Here is a 23483-nt window from a genome sequence, read left to right on the forward strand (position 1 = left end):
CTACCCCTGTGGCGGGGCGCCGACGTCGACCGGGCCGGTCGAGGCCGGGGAGGGCGTCGGCGAGGAGGTCGAGGTCGTGCGGATCGGTTCCACCAGCTGGGTCTGCGGGTTCATCCGCCCGTAGCGTGGGTTGACGTCGATGTCGGCGTCGAGGAGCCGCGCGTCGAACCACTCGGCGAACACGGTCGGTGCGAGCTCCTGGAGCAGTTGGTCGCGGACCTGGCCGAACGGAACCCGGTCCGCCGAGACGAGCAGGACCACGTGCCATCCGAACTCGGTCTGAACCGGTTCGGAGATCTCACCGGGCTCGAGCGCGGCCGCGGCGTTCGCGAAGGCCGGGTCGAACGAGGCGGCCTGCTGCTCGCCGAGATCGCCCCCGCTCTGGCCGACGTTGGGCTCGATCGAGAACTCCCGTGCGAGATCCTCGAAGCTGTTCGGCGTGGCCTGCCGGGCGATGTCGAGGGCCTCCTGCTGGGTCTCCACGAGGATGTGCTTCGCGTGCAGCTGGGTGAACTCCAGGGAGCGCTCTTCGTACGAGCGGCGGATCGTTGCGTCGGTGATCTCCTCGTCGCTGATGACGCGCTGCACCTCCTGGAACAGCAGCAGGCGGCCGACGAACGCCTGGAGGTCCTCCGGGGTCAGCCCCTCCGCCGCGAGCTGGTCGGCGACGGCATCGGCGCCGATCTGGCCCTCGATCTCGGCGATCGCCGCCGTGATCGCCTGCGCACCGACCTCGAGCTGTTGCTCGCGGGCGTACGAGGCGATCAGCTCCTCCTGGATCAGGTTCGACAAGGTGAAGCGGGCGCACGCGGCCGCCTGGCTCTCTCCTTCGATCGGCTGGCCGCACGGCGTCTGATTGAGCGCCGAGAGGAATCGGAACTCCCGGATCGCCGCATCGAGCCGGTTCTCGGTGATCGCCGCGTCGTCGATCTTCGCCGCGGGTGGTTCGAGCCGGCCCTCGTTGCATGCGGTGAGCAGCATGACGAGCGCGCCGAGGCCGGCGACGAGCATTCGGGAGCGTCCGGAGAGCGGGGTCACGCGCCCATCGTAGCAACGGCCTCGGTCTCGCCCGCCGCCTCGCGGAGCTTGGCCTCGACCCACGACGGCAGGTCCGCGCCGGCGACGCGTTCCGGGGCGAGGTTCAACGTTCGGGTCACTTCGTGGAACGTCGCCTCGGGAACCCGCTCGGGCAGGTCGAGCCGCATCGTGTCGCGGATCGCGAACGGCTTGACCCGGACCTGGTCCCGATACGTGGTGATCTCGTCCACCTCGAAGCGCGCGGCGGCAAGGCGCAGCGACGCGACCGAGAACAGCGTGGCGACCTCCTGGGGCAGCGCGCCGAACCGGTCCTCGGCCTCGGCGCGCACCTCGTGGAGCCGGTCGTGGTCGGGCGCGGTCGCGATCCGCCGGTACAGCTCCAGACGCAGGGACTCCTGTTCGAGCCAGCCGATCGGAACGTACGCGCGGACCGGCAGCTCGACCTTCAGGTCGCGTTCCTCGGGGAGCTCCTCCCCACGCATCTCGGCGACCGACTCCTGCAACAGACGGGCGTAGGTATCGAAGCCGACCGCGGCGATCTGCCCGTGCTGTTCGGCGCCGAGGAGGTTCCCGGCGCCGCGGATCTCGAGGTCGCGCAGGGCGATCTTGAAGCCCGAGCCGAGCGCCGTGTGCTGGGAGATCGTCGCGAGCCGCTCGTGCGCCTCCTCGGTCAGCTTGGAGACCGGGGGGAAGAAGAAGTAGGAGAACGCGCGTTCCTTCGCGCGGCCGACGCGGCCGCGGAGCTGATACATCTGCGCCAAGCCGAGGCGGTCGGCGCGATCGACGATCAGGGTGTTCGCGTTCGGGACGTCCAGACCGCTCTCGATGATCGTGGTGGACACGAGCACGTCGGCCTCGCGATCCCAGAACGCGACCATCCGCTGTTCCAGGTCCTCCTCGTCCATCTGGCCGTGCGCGACGACGACGCGCGCTTCGGGGACCTGTTCCTGGATGAAGCCCGCGATCCGCTCGATCGTCGCGATCCGGTTGTGGACCCAGAACACCTGGCCCTCGCGCAGCAGCTCGCGGCGGATCGCGCCGACGGCCAGCGGCTCGTCGTAGGGCCCGACGAACGTCAGCACCGGCTGACGGTCTTCCGGCGGCGTGTCGACCACGCTCATGTCGCGGATCCCGGTGAGCGCCATCTCGAGGGTTCGCGGGATCGGGGTCGCGGTCATCGTCAACACGTCCACGTGCGCGCGGAGCTTCTTCAGGCGCTCCTTGTGGGCAACGCCGAAGCGTTGTTCCTCGTCGACCACGAGCAGGCCGAGGTCGGAGAACCTCACGTCGGAGCCGATCAGCCGGTGGGTACCGATCACGACGTCGATCTCGCCGGACGCGAGCCCGGCGATCACCTCGTCCTGTTCGGTCTTCGACAGGAACCGCGACAGCATCGCGACCTTCACCGGGAACGGCGCGTACCGCTCGGAGAACGTCACGTAGTGCTGCTCGGCGAGCAGGGTGGTGGGAACGAGGACCGCGACCTGCTTGCCGTCCATTACCGCCTTGAACGCGGCGCGTACGGCGATCTCGGTCTTGCCGAACCCGACGTCGCCGCAGATCAGGCGGTCCATCGGCTTGGAGGACTCCATGTCGCGCTTGACATCGTCGATCGCCGTGAGCTGGTCGCGCGTCTCGTCGAAGCCGAACGCCTCCTCGAGCTCCTGTTGCCAGTGGCTGTCGGGGGCGAAGGCGTGACCCTTCACCGACATCCGAACGGTGTAGAGACGGACGAGCTCACCGGCCATGTCCTTGACGGCGCGCTTCACGCGCCCCTTCGCGCGCGCCCAGTCCGACGAGCCGAGCCGGTGCAGGCGCGGCGCCTCTCCTCCGATGTATTTCGCGACCATCCCGACCTGGTCGGTGGGAACGAACAGCCGGTCGTTCTGCGCGTACTCCAGGATCAGGTAGTCGCGCTCCGCGTCGCCGATCTCCCGGTGGGTGATGCCGACGTAGGTGCCGATCCCGTGCACGCGGTGCACGACGTGGTCCCCGGGCTCGAGGTCGAGCGCGACGTCCTCGGCGCGGCGGGTGGTGAGGCGGGGAGCGCTCCGGGTGTGCGTGCGCGAGCCGAACAGATCCTCCTCGGTCGCGACCGCGAGCTTGCCCGGCCCGAAGCGGAACCCCTGGGTGAGGTCGCACTCGACGGCGACCGCGTTGCCGTCGGCGGAGGCGACGTCGATCGCCTGGGCTCCCTTCGGGCCGGGCGCCTCGATCAGATCGAGACCGCGGTCGTGCAACACCTCGCGCGAGCGTTCGAGCGACCCGTGGCCCTGGGCGGTGACGACGACACGGAACCCGACGTTCGCGAGATCGTGCAGGGTCGTGGCGAGCTCGGCCGGATTGCCCTGTGCGGCGCTCCCCCATCCCTCGAACCCGAGCGACTCGGCTTCGGCGAACTCGGTCAGGTCCAGCCGGGGTCGCTCCCCGAGTGCGTCGTCGAGATCGGCGAGCGGCGGGGCAGCGGGCCAGCCGGACGCCTCGGCGATCGCGTCGGCCTCGAGCACCGCCTGGGCCGCTCTATCGATCGTGCGGCGCGACTTCGTCAGCACGACCCAGGAGCCGTCCGGCAGCAGGTCCGCGGGACGTGGCAGATCCCGGACGAGCAACGGGGCGAGTGCTTCCATCCCCTCGAACTGCAGGCCGTCGGCGAACCGCGTGAGCTGGTCGCGCCACCGATCGAGGTGGGTGGGCGCGAGCTGTTCCGCGCGACGTTTGAGCTCCTCGGTCTGCAGCAGCTCCCGGACCGGTCCGGCCTCGACGAGGTCGACGAGGTCCGTGGAACGCTGAGTCGCGGGAACGAACTCGCGGATCGATTCGATCTCGTCGCCGAGGTACTCGAAGCGGGCCGGCCGGCGGGCGGCGCCGGCGAACAGGTCGACGATGCCGCCACGGATCGCGAACTCTCCGCGGTGCTCGACGACGTCGGCGCGGATGTAGCCGAGCGCGACGAGCCGGTCGGCGAGCTCGTCGGGCGCGAGCTCCTGACCCTTGGCGATCGACAACGGCGGCGTGTCGATAAGGGTCGGCGAGATCCCCTGCAGGACCGCATGCGCCGCAGCGACGAGGACGAACGGTCCTTTCGCATCGCGCAGCGCGTGCACCGCACGGGCGCGGCGGGCAACGGTTTCGGCGGTCGGCGAGATCCCCTCACTCGGGAGCGCTTCCCACGCCGGGAGCATCTCGACCCGATCCGCGCCGAGGAACGCACGCACCCCGTGCTCGAGCTCGTCGGCCTCGCGCGGACCCGGCGCCACGGCGAGCACGGGAGCTTCGAGCGCGACGGCCAGGGCGGCGATCGCGGCGTCCTGCCCGGCGTCGGCGCGGCGCAGCAGCGGCCGGGCGCGATCGAGCAGGAGCCGTTCGTACGGCTCCGAGCGTGCGATCCGTTCCAGCAGTGGGTTCACCGTGCCTGTGCGCTCCCGTTCCGAACGACCCCGAACGCCACGAAGAGGCCTCGCCGCAGCTGCGACGGGCCTATCCGAAGAACATCCTACGAGAGACGCCTGCTGTTTCCCTACCGGTGCTACGCGACCCAGTGTCGGGCCGGCTGCGAGAGGAACTCCTGCACGGGGATGCCTTGGCCGCCGACCAGCAAGGTGGTCGCCCCCTCGAACCGCTCCGTGAACGCGCGCAGGCCCGGTAGGGCGTCCTTGCGTCGACCGCTCGTCACCTCGAGCCCGACCACCCGCGACCCCGAGTGGAGCACGAGGTCGACCTCACGATTGCGATCTCGCCAGTACGACACCTTGATCTCGTCCCCCCCTCCTGAGTTCACCAGGTGGGCTCCCACCGCGGTTTCGGTCAGGCGCCCCCACATCTCCGGGTCCGTCCGCGCGTCACGGAGCGAAACGCCGGACGGAGCCGAGACCAGCGCGGCGTTCAGTGCGACCAGTTTGGGACTCGAACCGCGTCGCCGAACGATGCTCCCGCTGAACTTCTGCAGTCCCGCGATCAGTCCTGCGCCCTCCAGGAGCCGCAGGTAGTGGGCGAGCGTCGTCGTGTTCCCCGCATCCTGCAACTGGCCCACGAGCTTCTGGTACGAAACGATCTGTCCCGAGTAAGCGCAGGCGAGCTGGAACAGTTGTCGCAGGAGCGCCGGCTTGTCGATCCGCGTCAGGAGCAGGATGTCGCGGGACAGCGTGGTCTCGACGAGGGACTCCATGATGTAGGCGAACCATCGTCGTCGGTCGTCGACGAGATCCGCCGCCCCGGGATACCCGCCGAAGAACATGTACCGATCGAGGTCCCACGAGAACGCCGCGCGCATCTCTGAGAACGACCAGTGCGGCACTCGGATCAGCTCGAAGCGACCCGCCAGACTCTCGCCGAGACCCCGCTGGACGACGAGGGGTGCGGACCCGAGCAGCACGGTCCGAAGCGACAGCTCCGACGCGGAGTCTTCGTCCCACAACAGCTTCACGAGGCTCGCCCAGTCGGGGATCTTCTGCACCTCGTCCAGGACCAGCACGGCGCCGTCTTCGCCCGCGTCACGGGCCATCGTCCTTCCGATCGTCCACTGCGCTCGCAGCCACGCCAGGTCTCGCCCGGACGGATCGTCAGCGGAGGCAACGTGCACCGGTCCACGAACCTGCTGGGTGGCCTGCCGCGCGATCGTCGTCTTCCCCACCTGGCGAGGTCCCGCCAGCACCTGGATGAAGCGCCTCGGTTCGGCCAGGCGTTCCACCAGGAGGTCCACCATGCGGCGCCGATAGATCACCCCGACAGTTTACTCAACACGTTGAGTAAATCTACTCAGTATGCTGAGTAATCTGTTCCACGCACAGTTTTCTGTGACTATACCGTCTGGACGGTATAGTTAGTGGGTGGCATCTACCACTGAAGTGACGCCTTCGGAACGACGATCCTCGGCGTCCCGGGCTCGGATCCTGGAGGCGGCCTATGAGGTCGTGCGCGTGCGAGGAACCACCGCGATGACACTCGACGCGGTGGCCGATGCCGCCGAGGTCAGCAAGGGTGGGTTGCTCTACCACTTCCCGTCGAAGGACGCGCTGCTTCGGGCGATGGTCGATCGGCTCGTCGGCGACTACACGCACGCCGTCCGCACCCACGCGGCGGCGGACGAGAACCCGCTCGGACGTTCCGCACGGTCGTACGTACGTGCGGGAACCGACACCCTCCGCGACGCGGACGTGTGGCTCGCCCTCGTCGCTGCACTCGGCGAAGGGCCGAACCTGCTCGAACCCTGGCGGGAGGTCTGCGCCGGGTGGATGGACACCGACCATTCCGAGGGGGTCGACATCGTCTCGTCGACGATCGCCCGGCTCGCCACCGACGGCTTGTGGCTCGCCGACGTCCTCGGAGTCGAGCCTGTGGACACCAAGGTCCGTGCGAAGATGCTGCAACGGCTCGAGGCGATGACCGAGGAACCGGCGTGAACCCCTGGGTCCTCTTGGGGTTCGCGATCGCGACCGAGGTCACGGCGACGTTGAGCCTTCGCGCCTCCGACGGCTTCAAGAGGCTCGGATTCTCGATCGTCGTGATCGTGGGCTATGGGCTGTCGTTCTGGTTGCTCGGCCTGATCCTGCGTGAGCTTCCCTCGGGGGTCGTCTACGCGATCTGGAGCGGGTTCGGGATCGCGATCATCGCGGTCGCCGGGCGGTTCCTGTTCGACGACCGGCTGCCGATCGCGGCGATCGGCGGGATCGCGCTGATCCTGGTCGGCATCCTGACGATCAACCTCTCCGGTGCAGGCGGTCGCTGAGTTCGTCCTTCGCCACGGCCCGCAGCTGGGCCGAGTCCTGGGAGCCCGTTGCACTTTCGCACCACTCGATGCTAGATTCCCGCGACCTCGAAGGGAGCCCAGATGCGAGTGCGCGGAACCGTCACCCTCACTTCCCTCCTGTTGGTCGCGCTCGCCGGGCTCGCTCCAGTTGCCGACGCAGGCGGAGGCTCGGCTACCCCCGAAGACGGCGACTTCGACGGTGACGGGTACGCGGACTTGGTGATCGCCGCGAACTATGACGATGTCGCGGGTGTCAAGAACGCAGGGAGCGTGACCGTCCTTCCGGGCGGGCCCGCCGGACCCGGCGTCGCAGGAGCGAAGAACTGGAACCTTGACTCCCCCGGCGTTCCGAGCAAGCTCGGGACGGACGACCTGTTCGGGCTTGGGATCACTGTCGGTGACTTCAACGACGACGGATTCGGAGACCTCGCCGTCGGCACGCCCAACGACGCCGTGAAGAGCCGGCGCACGGGAACGGTGCTCGTCCTCTACGGCTCCTCGAGCGGACTCTCCACCGACGGCGCCGGGTTGCTCCATCTCGGCTCTCCCGGAGTTCCGGGTGATCGGAAGTTCGCTGGACTCGGTTTCTCGGTCGCGGCCGGCGACTTCAACGGGGACGGTGTGTCGGACCTCGCGGCGGGCGCGCCCGGGTTGCGCGTGTCCAATGAGGCGGCCGCGGGAGCGGGATATGTGCTCTACGGCATCTCCGGGCAGGGCCTCACGGGTGCGGGAGCGCACGTGTTCTCGCAAGCCACGAACGGTCTCCCTGAGACCCCCGAACCCGGCGACAACTTCGGACTGAGCGTCGCGGCCGGCGACATGACGGGTGACGGCATCGACGACGTCGCTTTCGGAGCCCCCCTGGACGACAACGCACGTCAAGATCGCGGGTCGGTTCAGGTGCTTCGCGGGTCGGACACGGGCGTTCAGGTCGAAGGGAACCATTTCCTCTCACCGAGTGCCGACCGAGGAAGACAGCGCTACGGACACGACCTCTTCGCCGGGGACGTTGACGACGACGGCGACGAGGATCTCGCGATCGGCGTGCCCGGCGCTGAGGTCGAGCAGAAGGAGTTCGCCGGGATGATCGACGTACGGATCGCCGGGCCCGAGGGCAGCATCTTCGATGATCAGTACGAGCTCAGGCAGTCGTCGAATCCGGTCGGCTTCGGAGCGCGCGCGTACGAACAGTTCGGCTTCAGTGTCGGCGGTGGGGACTTCGACGGGGACGGAACCACCGAGATCGTGGGAGCAAGCTTCGAGAGCTTCTCGGGTCACGAGCAGGCGGGGGCGGTGTTCGTGATCTCGGGCCTGGGTGACCCAGACGTGTTCCTCGATCCAAGCGTGGTTGTGTGGAATCAAGACAGTTCGGGCATCCCAGAGAAGGCTGAGGACGGAGATTTCTTCGGGTGGGATCTCACCGGCGGCCCGTTCTCCGGCGGGGTGGGAGATGACCTCGTCGTCGGAGCGGGAGGCGAGACGGTCACCGGGGCGATCCGGGCCGGGTCGGTGGTCTCGATCCTGGGATCGGGATCTGGACTCACAGGCGTCGGAGCGAAGGCCTGGACCCGGGACTCGCCGGGAGTGCCCGGGACCGCCGAACAAGGTGACCGATTCGGATCGAAGCTGGGCTGACCGGTGGGCGATCGATCCCAGATCGGAGCGCTGCCGGACCTCCCGGTCGATCGGCGCACGGTCCTGCGGACGGCGGGAACCGTCGCGCTCGCGCTGCCGCTGACGCGCGCGGCGACCGCACTCGGGCTGGACGACGAGCTGGCGCGGCGGCCGCGGCTGGGCGCTCGCATCCGCGAGCTGATGGACGTCGCGCGGGTTCCCGGACTGGCCTTCGCGGTCACGCGGGGGAACGAGGTCGCGTGGACCTCGGCGCTCGGATTCGCGAACGTCCACAAGCAGCGGCGCGCAACGCCGGACACGCCGTTCATGCTCGCGTCGGTGTCCAAGACCGTGACCGGCGTCGCGGCGATGCAGGCGGTGCAGGACGGACTCGTCGACCTCGACACGGACGTCGACGACGTGCTGCCGTGGTCGTTGCGCAACCCGGAGCATCCGAACGATCCGATCACGCTCCGGCAGCTGCTCACCCACACCTCGAGCATGCGCGACGACTGGTCGGTGTACTCGCGCTTCTACACGCGGGGCGACTCCCCCGTTCCGCTCGGCGGGTTCCTGCGGCGCTGCCTGACGTCCGACGGCGACCTGTCCGGGAGATGGTTCCAGCCCGTTCGGCCGGGACGGCGCTACCGCTATTGCAACCAGGGCGTGGCGCTCGCCGGCTTCATCGTCGAGGCAGCCTCGGGGACGCCGTTCGACACGTGGTGTGAGGACCGGATCTTCGATCCGCTCGGTATGCGCGCGACGTCGTGGCACCTTGCCGGGCTCAGGCGCGAGAAGGTCGCGATGCCCTCACGTTGGGACGGTCCGGACGACTGGACCGCCTACGGCCAGTACGGCTACCCCGACTACCCGGACGGCCAGCTCCGGTCGAGCGCGCGGTCGCTCGCGCGGTTCCTCGCGGCCTTCGTCGGCTTCGGTCGGTCGGCGCACGGCGTGCGGATCCTCGATCGCGACCTGGCAAGGCACATGCGGCGTGAGCAGGTTCCCTCCCTGGAATACGGGCAGGGCCTGATCTGGTACCGGATCGCGATGCGCGGGCGCACGGTGCTCGGCCACACGGGCGGTGACTCGGGCGTCTCGACGCGGATGTTCTTGCGCCCGGCGGATCGGCGAGGCTCACTCGTGCTTGCCAACGGTGACCCGCGCGGTCTGGCCGGCTACCGGGCGCTGCGCACGATCCAGGGGCTGCTGCTCGACGAGGGCTGAGGCGCGGCTCGGCCTTCAGTCGGGAAGGGCGCCGCGGTTGAACCGGTCCTGGGCGGCCGCCAGCCCGTCGCGCACGAGCGAGAGGACCGCGTCCGCCGCGTCGTCGACCAGCGCGGGAACGTGTTCGGCCTCGTCCTTCGAGAACGGGCGCAGGACGAAGTCCCCCGGATCCTGGCGGCCGGGCGGGCGCCCGATCCCGACACGCACACGATGGAACTCCGGCGTTCGCAGCGCCCCTTCGAGGGAACGCAACCCGTTGTGACCGGCGGTGGAGCCGCCGACCTTGACCTTCAGCGCGCCGAACGCGAGGTCGAGCTCGTCGTGCACGGCGATCACGTTCGCCGGCTCGATATCGCGCTTGCGCGCGAGCGACGCGTAGGAGGGTCCCGACTCGTTCATGTAGGCGTCGGCGGTGGCGACGATCACGCGATGCGGGCCCTCGGTGAAGTCCGCCGCGTGGACGTTCACGAAGCGAACCTTCTTCAGTCGCTCACCGGCGCGCGAGGCGAGCTCGGCGACCGTCATCGCGCCGAGGTTGTGCCGCGTCCGGGCGTACCGATCGCCCGGATTGCCGAGGCCGCAGACGAGCCAGGTGAGGTCGGAGTTCATGGCGCGACGATAGCGGGTGGCTGCCGTGGAGCCGGGACGCGAGACGTGCGTGCTCGACGCTGTTGCGCCGGGTCAGCTCTCGTCGCCGGACGACTCGGCGCTCTCGCCCTCGGCGGGGACGGCTTCGCCCTCGGGTACGGCCTCGCCCTCGGCCTCGGCTTCTGCAGCGACCTCTCCCTCGGGGAGCTCCTCGCCGGGAACCTCGAGCTCGGCCTCGGTCTTGAGAACGGCCGGGGTGACGACGGCCAGGATCGTCTCGTCGGGGTCGGTGAGGATCGTGACGCCCTTGGGAGGCGTGATGTCGGAAACCTTGAGCGAGTCGCCGAGCGCGAGGTGGGAGATGTCGGCGACGATCTCGTTCGGCACGTCGGCCGGCAGGCACTCCAGGTGGAGTTCGAAGATGTGGTGGTCGACGACGCCGCCCTCCTTCACGCCGGGGGCCTCGCCCTCCTCGCGGAACGGGACGTCGACGGTGATCGTCTCGTCGGCACGGACGGCGAGGAAGTCCACGTGGACGACCTGCCCCTTGATGTGATCCTGCTGGATCTCACGGGGCAGGGCGAGGTGCTTGTCACCCGCGACCTCGAGGTCGACCAGGACGTTCGTCCCGGCTCCGGTGTGGAGGGCGTGGTAGAGGGCCTTCGCGTCGACCGACAGCGGCACCGGATCGACCCCGTGCCCGTAGAGCACGCCCGGCACACGGCCCGCCGAGCGCAGCTTGCGCGCGACGCCCTTGCCGGTTCCGTCGCGCCTGTCGGCGGTGAGCTTCAGTTCGGCCATCGTTCAGCAACCTCGTGTCCGTGGGTTCGGCGCGGCATGGTACCGGAAACCCCAGGTGACGGACCTGCGCAGGCACGGAGCCCACCGGCACTCGGCGGCGCTCGAACCGCGGGGGTCCCGACCCGAGAGTGATCCCGCCACGGCGGCAGTGCGAATCAGACCACGTGCACCGAGAGACGACTCCTCCGCCGAACGTGGCCGGCGCGGCTGCGCGAGCGCGGCGCCCGCTACGTGGAGCGACGATCGGGTTTCTGACCGTCGCGGTCGCGCTCGGCGTGGCCGAGCTGATCGCCGCGTTCGTCGGTGAGTCGGCGTCGCCGGTGATCGCCGTCGGAGGCGTGGCGGTCGACGCGACCCCCGAGTGGCTGAAGTCCTTCGCGATCCGCACCTTCGGCGAACAGGACAAGCTCGTGCTCACCGCGGGCATCGTTCTCGTGCTCGCCGTCGCGGCGGTCGCGCTCGGGATCGGCGCGGTCCGTCGCCGAGCGATCGGCTACACGGGTGTCGCGGTGTTCGCCGCGATCGGGATCGCCTCGGCGCTCTCGCGTCCGGCGGCCTCTCCGTGGGACGTCCTCCCGGTGGTGCTCGGCGCGGCGGCGGGCGCATACGCCCTCTCGAGACTGCTCGAGGCCAACGACGCGTCGGCGGCGGCTGCGGGACCCGAGATGCCGACCGCGCAGCGGGAGATCGCGAACCCGGACCGGCGGCGGTTCCTGCTGACGAGCCTCGCGGTCGGCGGCGTCGCGGTCCTCGCCGGTGGAGCGGGTCGCGCGTTGGTCGGTCGCCGGTTCGACGTCGAGGCATCCCGGGCATCGGTGCGGCTGCCGGCCCCGTCGAGTCCGGCGGGGCCGCTGCCGGCAGGGTCGGACATCGGCGTCGGAGACATGCAGCCGTTCGTCACACCCAACACCGACTTCTACCGCGTCGACACCGCGCTGATCGTGCCGAAGCTCCCGGCCGACGAATGGACCTTGAAGGTGCACGGCATGGTCGACCGCCCGCTCGAGCTGACCTACGAGCAGCTGCTCGCTCGTCCGATGATCGAGCGCGACGTCACGCTCACGTGCGTGTCGAACGAGATCGGCGGTCCCTACGTCGGCAACGCCCGATGGATCGGCGCTCCCCTCGCGGACCTGCTGGAGGAGGCGGGGATCCGGCCGGATTCGACGCAGCTCGTGTCGACCTCGATCGACGGGATGACGATCGGGACGCCGGTCGACGCGGTGCTCGACGGTCGCGACGCGATGCTGGCGATCGGGATGAACGGCGAGCCGCTCCCGCCCGAGCACGGGTTCCCGGTGCGGATGGTCGTTCCCGGCCTGTACGGCTACGTGTCGGCGACGAAGTGGCTCATCGACCTCGAGGCGAGCACGTTCGAGGCGTTCGACCCGTATTGGGTGCGCCGCGGCTGGGCCGAGGAGGCGCCGATCGAAACGATGTCGCGGATCGACACTCCGCGCCCGCTCGCCTCGGTGCCCGCCGGATCGCTCGCGATCGGCGGCGTCGCGTGGGCGCAGCACGTCGGGATCGACCGAGTCGAGGTCCGCGTCGATCAGGGCGACTGGCAGCAGGCGCGGCTCGCCGAGGTTCCCTCGATCGACACGTGGCGGCAGTGGTCCTACGCGTGGGACGCAACCCCGGGCAACCACACGCTCGAGGCTCGCGCGATCGACGGCGACGGACAGACACAGACCTCGGAGCGATCCGAACCGTTCCCCGACGGGGCGACGGGATGGCACTCGGTCGTCGTGACGGTCACCTGACCGATCACGCGGCGAGCAGGAACACCGGATCGGGAGGAGCCGGATCCGGAGAAAGCACGGGGTAGGGAAAGGTGATGCAGATGCGGAACACACGGAACAGGTTCGGCGTCGTCGGATTGCTGCTGGTGGGCACGCTCGTGATCGGCGCCTGCGGCAGCGGGGACGACGACACCGACACCGGAGCGGCCAACGAGCCGTCGATGGAAGAGTCGATGGGGTCGACGATGGATCCGATGATGGCCGAGCCGTTCGGCGACGGCTGCGCCGCGGTCCCCGAGGACGGCCAGGGCAGCTTCGACGGCATGGCGGACGACCCGGTCGCGACGGCCGCGTCGAACAACCCCGCGCTGTCGACGCTCGTGACCGCCGTCGACGAGGCGGGCCTGGTGGACACGCTGAACAGCGCCGAGGAGATCACGGTGTTCGCTCCCGCGAACGACGCCTTCGAGGCGCTCGACCCGAAGACGCTGAAGGCCGCGATGAAAGACCCGAAGGGGCTGCTCACCACCGTGCTGACCTACCACGTGATCGAGGGGCGCATCGCCCCCGAGGACCTGGCGGGAACCCACACCACCCTGCAGGGCGACGACCTCGAGGTGACCGGAAGCGGCGAGGACTTCACCGTGAACGGCACCGCGAACATGATCTGCGGCAACGTGCAGACCGGCAACGCCACCGTCTACATCATCGACGGGATCCTGATGCCCGAGATGTGATCGACGGATCGACCTGCACCGACGATAGGAACCCCTCGGGCTTCGGCTCGAGGGGTTCCTTCGTTGTCACACCTGGTTGTCGCCGTGGAAGAGCTCGGAGACGCTCGAGTCCTCGAACACGGCGCGGATCGCTTCGCTGATCACGGGGGCGATCGAGAGCACCTTCAGCTTGCCGAAGGTCTTCTCGTCGGTGATCGGCACCGTGTTCGTGACGACGACCTCCTGGATCGGGCTCTCCTCGAGGTTCTGGACGGCCTTGCCCGACAGGATCGCGTGGGTCGCGGCCGCGTAGATCGGGCCGGCGCCCTGCTGGGCGAGCGCGACCGCGCCCTTCGCGACGGTTCCCCCGGTGTCGATCATGTCGTCGACGAGCACGCAGGGGCGACCCTCGACCTCACCGACGACCGCCATCTCCTCGATCTTGTGGGCCTCGGTGCGGCTGCGGCGCTTGTAGAGGAACGCGAGGTCGGCAGACAGGTACTTGCGCAGCTTCTCCGCGGTCTTGATGCGGCCCGCGTCGGGCGCGACGACGACGAGGTCGTCCTCGTGCTTGAGCATCAGCTCGTTCTTCAGGTAATCGGTGAGGACCGGCAGGGCCGTGAGGTGGTCGAACGGGAAGTCGAAGTAACCCTGGATCTGACCGGAGTGCAGGTCGACCGAGACGACGCGGTCACACCCCGCCTTCGTCAGCAGGTCGGCGATCAGCTTCGCGCTGATCGGCTCGCGGGCCATCCCCTTGTGATCCTGGCGCGAGTAGCCGTAGTACGGGACCACGGCCGTGATCCGCTTGGCGCTCGCCCGCTTCAGCGCGTCGATCATGATCAGCTGCTCCATGATCGACTCGTTCACCGGATCGTCGTGGGTCTGGACGACGAACACGTCGGAGCCGCGCACGCTCTCGTTCGCGCGGAAGTAGATCTCCCCCGAGGCGAACCGGGACAGCTTCGCGTCGCACAGCTCCACCCCGAGGTGGCCGGCGATCTCCTCGGCCAGGGACGGGTGCGTCGTCCCGGAGAAGATCATCAGCTTCTTCTTGGTCACGATCTCCACGGTTCGGCTCTCCCCCTGGTCAGTTGCCTCGCTCGCCCTTGGACTGCTTCTTCCGGGTGGTGCCCCTCTTCTTCGATGCGGCCTTCGCCGTCGATGCGGCCTTCGCGGCGCGCACACCACGATCGTGCTCGGCGTCCTTGCGGGAGCGGTAGCCGGGGACGTTCCGCTGGTCGGAACGCTCCACCCCGAGCGCGCCCGCGGGAACGTCCCTCGTGATCGCCGATCCCGCGCCCGTCGCGGCGCCCTTGCCGATCTTCACGGGCGCCACCAGCATCGTATCGGAGCCGACGCGCGCATCGTCGCCCACGACCGTCGGATGCTTCTCGTACCCGTCGTAGTTCACGGTGATCGTTCCCGCGCCGACGTTGGCGTTCTTCCCGATCCGGGCGTCGCCGACGTAGCTGAGGTGCGGGACCTTCGCGTCCGGACCGATCCTCGAGGCTTTGACCTCGACGAACGTGCCCACCTTCGCACCTGCGTCGAGGACCGTTCCCGGACGGATGCTCGCGTAGGGCCCCACGGTGGCGCCCGGACCGATCCGGCTCTCGCGGACGACCGAGAAGGTGACCTCGGCACCGTCGTCGATCCGGCCGGCGACGATCCGGGCCGAGGGACCGATCTCGCAGCCCTCACCTATCCGCGTCGTTCCTTCGAGGAACGTCAAGGGGCGCACAACCGTGTCCTCGCCGATCTTCACCTCGACGTCGATGTAGGTCTGAGCCGGGTCGACGATCGTGACGCCCTCGTCCATCAGCCGCGCGTTGATCCGCTCGCGCATGATCGCCGAGACGCGCGCGACGCCGGCGCGGTCGTTGAGCCCGCTCCACCCGCCCATGTCGCACTCGACCACCGACACCTTCTTCTGCTCGTGGTTCAGGATCGGGAGCGTGTCGGGCAGGTAGTACTCCTTCTGCCGGTTGTGGGTGCCGACGAGCGGCAGAGCGAGGAACAGGTCCTCACGACGGAACACGTAGAACAGGGTCGAGATCTCGTCGATCCCGCGGATGTCCTCGCCGGCGTCGGACTCCTCGACGATCTCCACGAGCTGGTGGCCGACCCGGATCACGCGGCCGTAGCCCGTGGGGCGATCCGCACGCGTCGTGATGATCGCCGCGGCCGAGCGGGTCCGGCGGTGGGTGGCGAGCAGTTCCTTGACGTGATCGCCCTCGATCAGCGGGTCGTCGCCGGCGAGCACCATCACGTCGGAGCAGTCGTCGACCTGGTCCTTGGTCACCATCACGGCGTGGCCGGTTCCGAGGGGCTCGCCCTGTTCGACGAAGACGGGCTCGGGCGTGATGTTCCACGAGCGGACGGCCTCGGCAACCTGGTCGGCGCCGTGGTGGACGACGATCACGATCCGCTTGGGCCGCGCCTTGCGGGCCGCCTGGAGGACGTGCCACAGGGCGGGTCGCCCGCAGACCGGGTGCAGCACCTTCGGGAGCTTGGACTTCAGCCGCTTGCCCTTGCCCGCGGCCAGCACGACCACGGCGAGCGAGCGGGCTGGCTTGTTCGTCGGCACGCGTCAGGTCCCCGGTTCGGTCCGGCACGGGGATCGTGGGGGCCCCGGCCGGGCACCCCTTTGTACCGACAGGAGGCTCCCGCGGCAAGCACGGACGACTCACCGGGCATCCGGCCAGCGGAAACTATCGACGTTTTGCCCCTTCACAACGGGACGAGCGCCAGTATAGATTTCGGCGATGCGCAACCGCCGTCCCCCCGGCTTCATCGTGCTCACGGTGCTGATCTCGGCGATCGTGGCCGCTTCCCTCGGATCCGGAGGGGGCTCGTCCGCGACCGCGGGGGCTCCCGAGGATCCGCCTCCCGGGATCGAGAAACTCGACCACCTGATCTTCATCGTCCAGGAGAACCGGAGCTTCGATCACTACTTCGGGACGTTCCCGGGCGCGGACGGCTTCCCGGTGAACCAACAGGGCCGCATCAAGACGTGCGTCCCGGACCCGGTGCTCGACCGATGTTCTCGCCCGTATCACTCGAACAAGCAGTTCTACCAGGGCGGCCCGCACTCACATCCGGCGTCCCTCGCGTCCGTGAACGACGGGGCGATGGACGGGTTCATCGAGGTTGCTTCCCATGGCCGTCGTCTGTGCGCCGGCGAGGAGAAGCGCTTCGAGGCCGAATGCGACGACTTCGTCGGGCCGAAGCGGCAACCGGATCTGATCTCCTACCTCACCGACCGCGAGGTCCCGAACTACTGGACCTATGCGCGCGAGTTCGTTCTGCAGGACCGGCTGTTCGCTCCGACCGACTCGTGGACCCTGCCGGCGCACCTGTTCCTCGTGTCGGGATGGTCGGCCCTCTGCAGCGATCCCGAGGACCCGATGTCGTGCGAGTCGAACCTCGACCTGAAGGCTCCGTCGGAGCAGTGGAGCTACGGCGAGGAGCCGGTCTACGCTTGGACGGACATCACGTACCTGCTGCACGAGCAGGGCGTCGACTGGTCGTACTACGTGGGCAACGGCACCTGCTTCGTCGTCGGGTGCGAGGAGAAACTGGCGGCGCGGATCGATACGGGCAAGACCCCAGCCGGAAAGAATCCGCTGCCCGGGTTCGTCACCGTGAACGAGAACGAGCAGCTCGAGAACATCCGCGGCCACGACGAGTACCTTGACGCGGCCCGCACGGGCACATTGCCGCCCGTGTCGTGGATCATCCCGGGGAACAGGACCAGCGAACACCCCCAGGCCGTCACCGGCGTTCGCGCCGGCCAGGCGCACGTCACGCGGATGATCAACGCCGCGATGTCGGGGCCCGATTGGGAGTCGACCGCGATCTTCGTGACGTGGGACGACTGGGGCGGCTTCTACGATCACGTCGAACCGCCACGGGTGGACGAGAACGGCTACGGGCTGCGCGTGCCCGCCTTCCTCGTAAGTCCCTACGCGAAGCAGGGATACATCGACAGCGAGACGCACACGTTCGACTCGTACCTGAAGTTGATCGAAGACCGGTTCCTCGGTGGTGAGCGGCTCGACCCGGCCACGCTGAGCCGTCCCGACTCCCGTCCGACCGTTCGCGAGGAGGTCGACATCCTCGGCGACCTCACCGCGGGGTTCGACTTCACACAGCCGCCGCGACCACCGATCATCCTCGATCCCCGGCCGCCGAACTGAGATGCAACGACGCGGGCGCACGAGTGGTCGGAGTGTCGTGCGCGCCCGTTGGAGCGCGGCCGGCGTCGTCACCGTCCTGGCGATCCTTGCCACGATGACGACGGGTTCGCCCTCGTTCGCCGGGCTCGATCCCTCATGCTTCGATGCCGTTCCCACGATCGTGGGAACCGAGGGCGACGACGGCCTGTTCGGAACGGACGGTCCCGACGTGATCGTCGGGCTCGGCGGCAACGACCTGCTGATCGGGTACGACGGCGACGATCTCTTGTGCGGCGGCGACGGTTCGGACGCGATCGTCGGTCTGGGCGATGCCGATCAGATGGACGGTGGACCGGGGGTCGACGCCCTGTTCGGGGTCATGCACCCCGACGTCCAGCTCGGCGGAACGGGCGATGACATCATGACGAGCGGCGGCGGCGACCTGGGTGAGGACATGCTGTTCGGCGGACCCGGAAACGACGCGGCCTTCAACACCGGCGGAGGCAACGACATCCTCCTCGGCGGAGGCGGGGCGGACGTGCTCCAGTCCCGGCGAGAGGACGACACGCTGGGCGGGGACGCGGGACAGGATGTCCTGATCGGCGACGAGGAGAACGACACGCTGGACGGCGGGACGGGCGCCGATCGTCTCTACGGGGGCGACGGGGTCGACACGCTCACCGGCGGCACGGAGGACGACATCCTGGACGGCGGCCAGGATGCGGGGAGCTCCGATGGCGGCGAGGGAACCGACATCTGCTACGCCACGGAGGCGACCGCGAACTGCGAGCCGGTGCCGGCGCCCTCCGATCCGGAGCCCCGGCGCTGTCGCGGGATGCGCCCCACGATCGTGGGCACCGAGGGGGACGACGTGATCACCGGGACCGCCCAGGCCGACGTGATCCTCGCGCTCGGTGGCAACGACCGGGTGATCGGCGAAGCGGGCGCCGACACGATCTGCGGTGGAGAGGGGGCTGACTCGATCGACGGCGGCGCCGACGAGGACCGGCTGTTCGGTGAGCGTGGCTCGGACGCCCTCTTCGGCAAGAACGGGAACGACACCATGGTCGGCGCGGCCGGGAACGATCTCCTGATGGCCGGCGGCCAAGCGGCGGACGACGACACGCTGTCGGGTGGGGCGGGAACCGACGCGATGTTCGGCCACCACGGGGCGGACGTGCTCACCGGCGGGGGGAGCAGGGACGCCCTCCACGGTGGGTCCGGTGACGACTCGATCCTCGGGGGCGGCGGGAACGACCAGGTCTACGGCGACGACGGGAACGACTCGATCGACGGCGGCTCCGGCGACGACGCACTCGCCGGGGGCTTCAACGAGGACACGATCGTCGGGGGCGAGGGTGACGACCTCCTCGACGGCACGATGAACGTGGACGCGCTCGACGGCGGCGCGGGCACGGACGTGTGTCTCGCGTGGGAGGTCCAGGCGATCGACTGCGAGTCCTCGGTGCCGGGTCCATGAGCCGCTGATCGGAGGACACCGCGCGGAACTCGGCTCCGGGGGGAGGAGTCGAACCTCCATCCAAGGCTCCAAAGGCCTCTGTCTTGCCGTTAGACGACCCCGGATCGTTCGCCGGCCATCATCCCATGGAGCCCGCGCCGGACCACGGGGCCGACAGCGCGATCGCGCCCGGGAACGCACCGGCGAGCTCCGTCGCATGCAGCTCCGTGCGCGCGAGGGCGACGACCGTGGGACCGCTCCCGCTCATCACCGCGCCCAGCGCGCCCGCGTCGAGCAAGGCTTCCTTCGTCCGACCGATCACCGGGTGGCGGGCGACCACCACCGGCTCGAGATCGTTGTGCAGCAACCGGCCGAGCTCGCCGACGTTGCCCTCGCGGATCGCATCCAGAGCGGGCGCCGGGTCGGGTCCGGTGACACCTCCTTGATCGTCCCACCATCGGTACGCGTCGGGAGAGCGTGTCGGGAAGTCGAACGGAACCACGCACCACCACGTGGGAACGACGTCGACCGGTTCGAGCCGCTCGCCCCGTCCCCGGATCACGACCGCGTCGCCCAGCACCATCGCCGGAACGTCCGAACCGATCCGCCCCGCGATCTCCAGCAACGCTTCGGTATCGAGGCCACATCCCCACAGCGACTGCAGTGCAAGGAGCACCGCCGCCGCATCGGCGCTGCCGCCGCCGAGGCCGGCGGCGACCGGGATCCGCTTGTCGATCGTGATCGTCGCGCCCGTCGGTCCGCCGGAACACGACTCACCGAGGGCGAGCGCGGCGACGAGCGCCAGGTTCATGCCGCCCGAATCGACCGCGCTCGTGAACGCATCGTCGCCGCGGACGTCCACACGGAGCGCGTCCGCGGAGGCGACCGTCACCGTGTCGGCGAGCGAGAGCGGCAGCACGAGCGACTCGAGGTCGTGGTAGCCGTCGTCGCGCGCCCCGCGGACGCGGAGGAACACGTTCAGCTTCGCGGGGGCGGCGCGGACGATCGATCCGTCGTCGAGGCGACGCTGACGAGGGTCGCTCACGTGCGCTCCTCGAGGGCGCGGACGATGCGGGCGAACGCCGCAAGATCGAGCTGCTCGGGCCGGATCGCCGGCTGCACGCCCGCTGCTGCGAGGACCTCGTCCGCGCGCGCGGCGTCGAACCCGGCGATCCGTCGGACCGCGTTCCGCATCGTCTTCCTCCTCTCGGCGAAGGCCCCGTCGATCGCGGCGAGCAGGCGGCCGGGATCGACGCCGGCCGCCTCCGCGGGAGGCGCGGGGCGCGGGGTCAGGCGGACGAGGACCGAGTCCACCTTCGGCGGCGGCCAGAACACCGTCGGCGGGACCCGCCGTATGACCGACGCCTCGGCACGGTACGCGACCTTCAGGCTGACCGCGCCGAAGGCGTCCTCCCCTGGGGCGGCTGCGAGGCGTTCCCCGACCTCGCGCTGGACCATGACGAGATAGTCCCGGAGCTGGGGAACCCCCGCGAGCAGATCGAGGAGCAGCGGGGTCGCGAGGTTGTAGGGAAGGTTCGCGCACAGGCTCGAGCGATCCTCGCCGAGGAGCTCGTTCCAGTCGAGGGAGGTCGCGTCCGCGTGGAGGATCTTGACGTTGTCAAGTTCGCCGGTGACCTCTTCGAGGGCGGGCAGCAGCGCGCGGTCGAACTCGATCGCGGTCACCCGGGCCCCGGTGGCGGCCAGGGCGAGGGTGAGGGAACCGAGGCCGGCTCCGACCTCCACGACCCGCTCCCCCGGGCCTACGACCGCCAGGGACGCGATCCGGCGCGCGAGGTTGGGGTCGATCAGGAAGTTCTGCCCGAGGGACTTCGTGGGACGGATGCCGTGGCGCTCCGCGAGGTCGCGCAGGGCCGCGCGGCCGAGCGAGCCCGGCCCGCTACCAGCTGATGCGGACGTCGAGGACCCCGAAGCCCAGGTCGGAGATGACCGAGAAGGCCTCGGGCGAGAGGTCGATGATCCGTCCCGGCGCGTAGGGGCCACGGTCGTTGATCCTCACGAGAACGCTCTGTCCGTTGGCCAGGTTCGTGACGGTCACCATCGTGCCGATCGGCAGCGTCTTGTGGGCGGCCGTCAGGCCCGACCACGGAGGGTCGTACCACGTGGACTCCCCCGTCTGCACCCCGCTCGGGACGTAGACCCCGGGATCGGTGCCCTCGGGGTCGACGGCCGACTCGGGACCGACGAGACGGAGCTGGTCCTTCGGCTGCCGCACGATCTCCTCCGAGAGGAGCTCCCGGCCGACCCGCTTTCCGTCAACCAGCTTGACTTCGAAGACCCGCACCGCGACGCCTGGAACCCCCTCGCGGGCGATCTCTTCCTCGAGCGGATACAGGTGGGAGGAGATCCGGGAGACGGTCTCGAAGGGCACCTCGACCCTGGCCTCGAGGGTCTCGGTCTCGACCTCGGCGAAGCGCACGGTACCGCCGTCGGTCACGGGAGAGCTGGGAGGTGGAAGGACACGGTCGTCACGATCGGGCGAGATCCCCATGGCCGAGAGGAGTTGGCCGACCTCGGTCGCGTTCGTCACCACGGCGCGGTGCTTCCCCCGCACCACGACGTTCACGCTCGAGATCGACGAGTGCCCGACCGGGCCCCCGGAACCGGCTGGGCCTGTGGCGAGCTTGGCGATGAGTTCCATCGCTTCGGCACCCGACCCTTCCACCACCCAGATCCCCCTGTCCGAGGGATCCGTTGCCGCGGTCACGCCTTCGAGCTCGACCACGACGGTCATGCCGTCGGCGAGTTCCGTCGACGCTTCGGGGGTGACGTCGCTCGCGATGCCCGGATCGATCCCGTGCTGCGCGAGGAGCTCCCCGACCGAACCACTCATCGTCGGGACCGCGCGCGGCTGTCCCTCCACGACGAGCGTGATGCCCTGCGATCGGAACAACGAGAAGGAGAGCGTGCCGGCGGCGAGGATCGCCACCGCGAGCATGGTCCGGTTCGTCGCCCGCCGCATCCGCAACCTGCGGACCCGCTCGGGCCGAACCCGGTACGTCGCTACGTCGCGCAAACCTTCCTCCTGCAGTACCTGCTAGGAAGAAGGCTCCGGGGGGAAGCGGCGTGGCCGGAACCGGAACCTTCGTGGTCTCTGGGGCCCTCAAGGGGCCAACGGGCCGAGACCCTATCAAACCCTCAACTTCGGGTGCAAACTTCCCTGGAACGGGGGTTCCAAACCTCTTCGAACCCGCGATCTGAGGTTCCGGGCGCGCTCCGAGGGCACGCCGCCCACATCCGGAGCCGATCCATCGACCCCAACACGACCCGTCGGGCACGGGGAAGGTGCGTCCCACGTGGAACCGTCGACCCGCCCTCGCACCCGAGCGTTGATCCTCGACGCGTCGGATCGTTCCACCGGATGCGCGACGGGACGGCGATCGACGCGGATCCGCGCGCGTTCAGGGAAGGGAGAACGCACGGAACGCGTTCTCCGCGGTGACCCTCGTCATCTCCTCGACACTGGTTCCTCGGATCTCCGCGAGCGCTTCGATCGTCAGCGAGACGAACTCAGGAGCGTTGTCGCGCCCGCGCCGTGACTGCGGCGAGAGGTACGGGCAGTCGGTCTCCACGAGGAGGCGGTCGGACGGGACCTCGGCGGCGGCGGTCCGCATCGACCCGTTCTTCGGATAGGTGAGGTTCCCGGCGAACGAGAGGAAGAACCCACGCGCGACGCATTCACGCGCCAGCGTCTCGTCTCCCGTGAAGCAATGGAGCACCACGCGCTCCGCTCGCTCGGTCTGGAGGATGTCGAGGGTCGCCTCCCACGCATCTCGGCAGTGAACGACGAGCGGCTTGCCCGACTCACGGCTGAGGGCGACGTGGGTGCGGAACACCGCCTCCTGGTCCTCCCGCGGGGAGTGCCACCGGAAAAAGTCGAGACCGCACTCGCCCACCCCGACCACACGGGGGTCGTGGAGCAGCTCCTCGATCGCCGCGCCGGCACGGCGGTCGAACCCGGAGGCGTCGTGGGGATGGAGCCCGGCGGTGGCGAACACGCCCGGGAGCGCGTCGGCCAGCTCGAGGGAACGCCGGGAGGTCGCCGGATCGATGCCGACGCACACGATCGTGCCCACTCCGGCCTCGAGTGCCGCCTGAACCACTTCCCCGGGTTCAGACTCGAGGAGGAACAGGTGGGCATGGGTGTCCACCGCTCCCCGGTTCATCGCGGGTTCAGGGTTCGACTCTCGCATCGAGCACCGAATCTACCCCCTCTCCACCTCCGCTCGATGCAGCGAACGTCGAGCCTTCCGCGTTCCGGAGCGCTCGACGTGAAGGTGTCCACCGTCACTTCACGGGGCGAGCTTCACGTGAAACGCGACCCCTGAGGACCCTGAGGCCGCAGTACAGGAA

Annotated in this window: 19 protein-coding genes and 1 tRNA gene; 8 read left to right on the forward strand and 12 right to left on the reverse strand. The window is 69.3% G+C overall.

Going from position 1 to position 23483, the window contains the following annotated elements:
* The 3 genes from WEF05_09360 to WEF05_09370 all read right to left on the reverse strand — a co-directional run bounded on the left by WEF05_09360 (position 1) and on the right by WEF05_09370 (position 5740).
* The gene (locus WEF05_09360; GenBank protein MEX1102090.1) at positions 1-1038 is read right to left on the reverse strand and encodes a peptidylprolyl isomerase; all 1038 of its coding nucleotides are present in this window, start codon (positions 1036-1038) and stop codon (positions 1-3) included.
* Positions 1035-4445 carry a transcription-repair coupling factor gene (gene mfd / locus WEF05_09365; protein MEX1102091.1) on the reverse strand — a complete coding sequence of 1137 codons (3411 nt, stop codon included), beginning with the start codon at positions 4443-4445 and terminating at the stop codon, positions 1035-1037. The genes WEF05_09360 and mfd overlap by 4 nt, the downstream gene beginning before the upstream one ends.
* Positions 4446-4564: 119 nt before the next feature.
* Complete coding sequence (locus WEF05_09370) at positions 4565-5740, reverse strand: ATP-binding protein (protein MEX1102092.1); 1176 nt, start codon at positions 5738-5740, stop codon at positions 4565-4567.
* A gap of 142 nt (positions 5741-5882) precedes the next feature.
* Here WEF05_09370 and WEF05_09375 point away from each other — a divergent pair, with 142 nt between their 5' ends.
* The 4 genes from WEF05_09375 (at position 5883) to WEF05_09390 (ending at position 9625) form a co-directional block, all read left to right on the forward strand.
* The gene (locus WEF05_09375; protein MEX1102093.1) at positions 5883-6437 is read left to right on the forward strand and encodes a TetR/AcrR family transcriptional regulator; all 555 of its coding nucleotides are present in this window, start codon (positions 5883-5885) and stop codon (positions 6435-6437) included.
* Positions 6434-6763: a multidrug efflux SMR transporter gene (locus WEF05_09380; GenBank protein ID MEX1102094.1), complete on the forward strand. Its 330-nt coding sequence runs from the start codon at positions 6434-6436 to the stop codon at positions 6761-6763. Before WEF05_09375 ends, WEF05_09380 begins: the two co-directional genes overlap by 4 nt.
* 102 nt (positions 6764-6865) lie before the next feature.
* Positions 6866-8419: a hypothetical protein gene (locus tag WEF05_09385; protein ID MEX1102095.1), complete on the forward strand. Its 1554-nt coding sequence runs from the start codon at positions 6866-6868 to the stop codon at positions 8417-8419.
* Positions 8420-8422: 3 nt separating this feature from the next.
* Positions 8423-9625: a serine hydrolase domain-containing protein gene (locus WEF05_09390; GenBank protein MEX1102096.1), complete on the forward strand. Its 1203-nt coding sequence runs from the start codon at positions 8423-8425 to the stop codon at positions 9623-9625.
* A 15-nt stretch (positions 9626-9640) separates the two neighbouring features.
* On the opposite strand, the gene pth is transcribed toward WEF05_09390, so the two are convergent.
* A complete protein-coding gene (gene pth, locus WEF05_09395; GenBank protein ID MEX1102097.1) occupies positions 9641-10234 on the reverse strand; it encodes an aminoacyl-tRNA hydrolase in 594 nt (197 codons plus the stop codon).
* Between the two features lie 72 nt (positions 10235-10306).
* Positions 10307-11014, reverse strand: coding sequence for a 50S ribosomal protein L25/general stress protein Ctc (locus WEF05_09400; protein MEX1102098.1), 708 nt, complete (start codon positions 11012-11014; stop codon positions 10307-10309).
* 164 nt (positions 11015-11178) lie between these two features.
* On the opposite strand from WEF05_09400, the gene WEF05_09405 reads away from it, so the two are divergent.
* Positions 11179-12777, forward strand: coding sequence for a molybdopterin-dependent oxidoreductase (locus tag WEF05_09405; protein ID MEX1102099.1), 1599 nt, complete (start codon positions 11179-11181; stop codon positions 12775-12777).
* Between the two features lie 80 nt (positions 12778-12857).
* Complete coding sequence (locus tag WEF05_09410) at positions 12858-13493, forward strand: fasciclin domain-containing protein (protein MEX1102100.1); 636 nt, start codon at positions 12858-12860, stop codon at positions 13491-13493.
* 66 nt (positions 13494-13559) lie between these two features.
* Here WEF05_09410 and WEF05_09415 read toward each other — a convergent pair whose 3' ends face one another.
* Together WEF05_09415 and glmU are read right to left on the reverse strand one after the other, a co-directional pair.
* Positions 13560-14543 (reverse strand): ribose-phosphate diphosphokinase, encoded by a 984-nt coding sequence (locus tag WEF05_09415; GenBank protein MEX1102101.1) that lies wholly within the window; start codon positions 14541-14543, stop codon positions 13560-13562.
* A gap of 19 nt (positions 14544-14562) precedes the next feature.
* Positions 14563-16062: a bifunctional UDP-N-acetylglucosamine diphosphorylase/glucosamine-1-phosphate N-acetyltransferase GlmU gene (gene glmU / locus WEF05_09420; GenBank protein MEX1102102.1), complete on the reverse strand. Its 1500-nt coding sequence runs from the start codon at positions 16060-16062 to the stop codon at positions 14563-14565.
* 178 nt (positions 16063-16240) lie between these two features.
* Here glmU and WEF05_09425 point away from each other — a divergent pair, with 178 nt between their 5' ends.
* Positions 16241-17674, forward strand: a complete 1434-nt coding sequence (locus WEF05_09425) for an alkaline phosphatase family protein (protein MEX1102103.1) — start codon at positions 16241-16243, stop codon at positions 17672-17674.
* 37 nt (positions 17675-17711) lie between these two features.
* Positions 17712-19133 carry a calcium-binding protein gene (locus WEF05_09430; protein MEX1102104.1) on the forward strand — a complete coding sequence of 474 codons (1422 nt, stop codon included), beginning with the start codon at positions 17712-17714 and terminating at the stop codon, positions 19131-19133.
* A 33-nt stretch (positions 19134-19166) separates the two neighbouring features.
* Here WEF05_09430 and WEF05_09435 read toward each other — a convergent pair.
* The 5 genes from WEF05_09435 to WEF05_09455 form a co-directional block, all read right to left on the reverse strand.
* Positions 19167-19237, reverse strand: a tRNA-Gln gene (locus WEF05_09435).
* Between the two features lie 14 nt (positions 19238-19251).
* Positions 19252-20157, reverse strand: coding sequence for a 4-(cytidine 5'-diphospho)-2-C-methyl-D-erythritol kinase (gene ispE, locus WEF05_09440; protein MEX1102105.1), 906 nt, complete (start codon positions 20155-20157; stop codon positions 19252-19254).
* Positions 20154-20981 carry a 16S rRNA (adenine(1518)-N(6)/adenine(1519)-N(6))-dimethyltransferase RsmA gene (gene rsmA, locus WEF05_09445; protein MEX1102106.1) on the reverse strand — a complete coding sequence of 276 codons (828 nt, stop codon included), beginning with the start codon at positions 20979-20981 and terminating at the stop codon, positions 20154-20156. Before rsmA ends, ispE begins: the two co-directional genes overlap by 4 nt.
* A 28-nt stretch (positions 20982-21009) precedes the next feature.
* Entirely contained in the window at positions 21010-22068 is a 1059-nt protein-coding gene (locus WEF05_09450) for a septal ring lytic transglycosylase RlpA family protein (GenBank protein MEX1102107.1), read from the reverse strand.
* 463 nt (positions 22069-22531) lie between these two features.
* The gene (locus WEF05_09455) at positions 22532-23281 is read right to left on the reverse strand and encodes a TatD family hydrolase (protein MEX1102108.1); all 750 of its coding nucleotides are present in this window, start codon (positions 23279-23281) and stop codon (positions 22532-22534) included.
* Positions 23282-23483 lie beyond the last annotated feature (202 nt).

Source organism: Actinomycetota bacterium, assembly GCA_040881665.1.
In the GTDB taxonomy this organism is placed as follows: Bacteria; Actinomycetota; UBA4738; order UBA4738; family HRBIN12; genus JBBDWR01.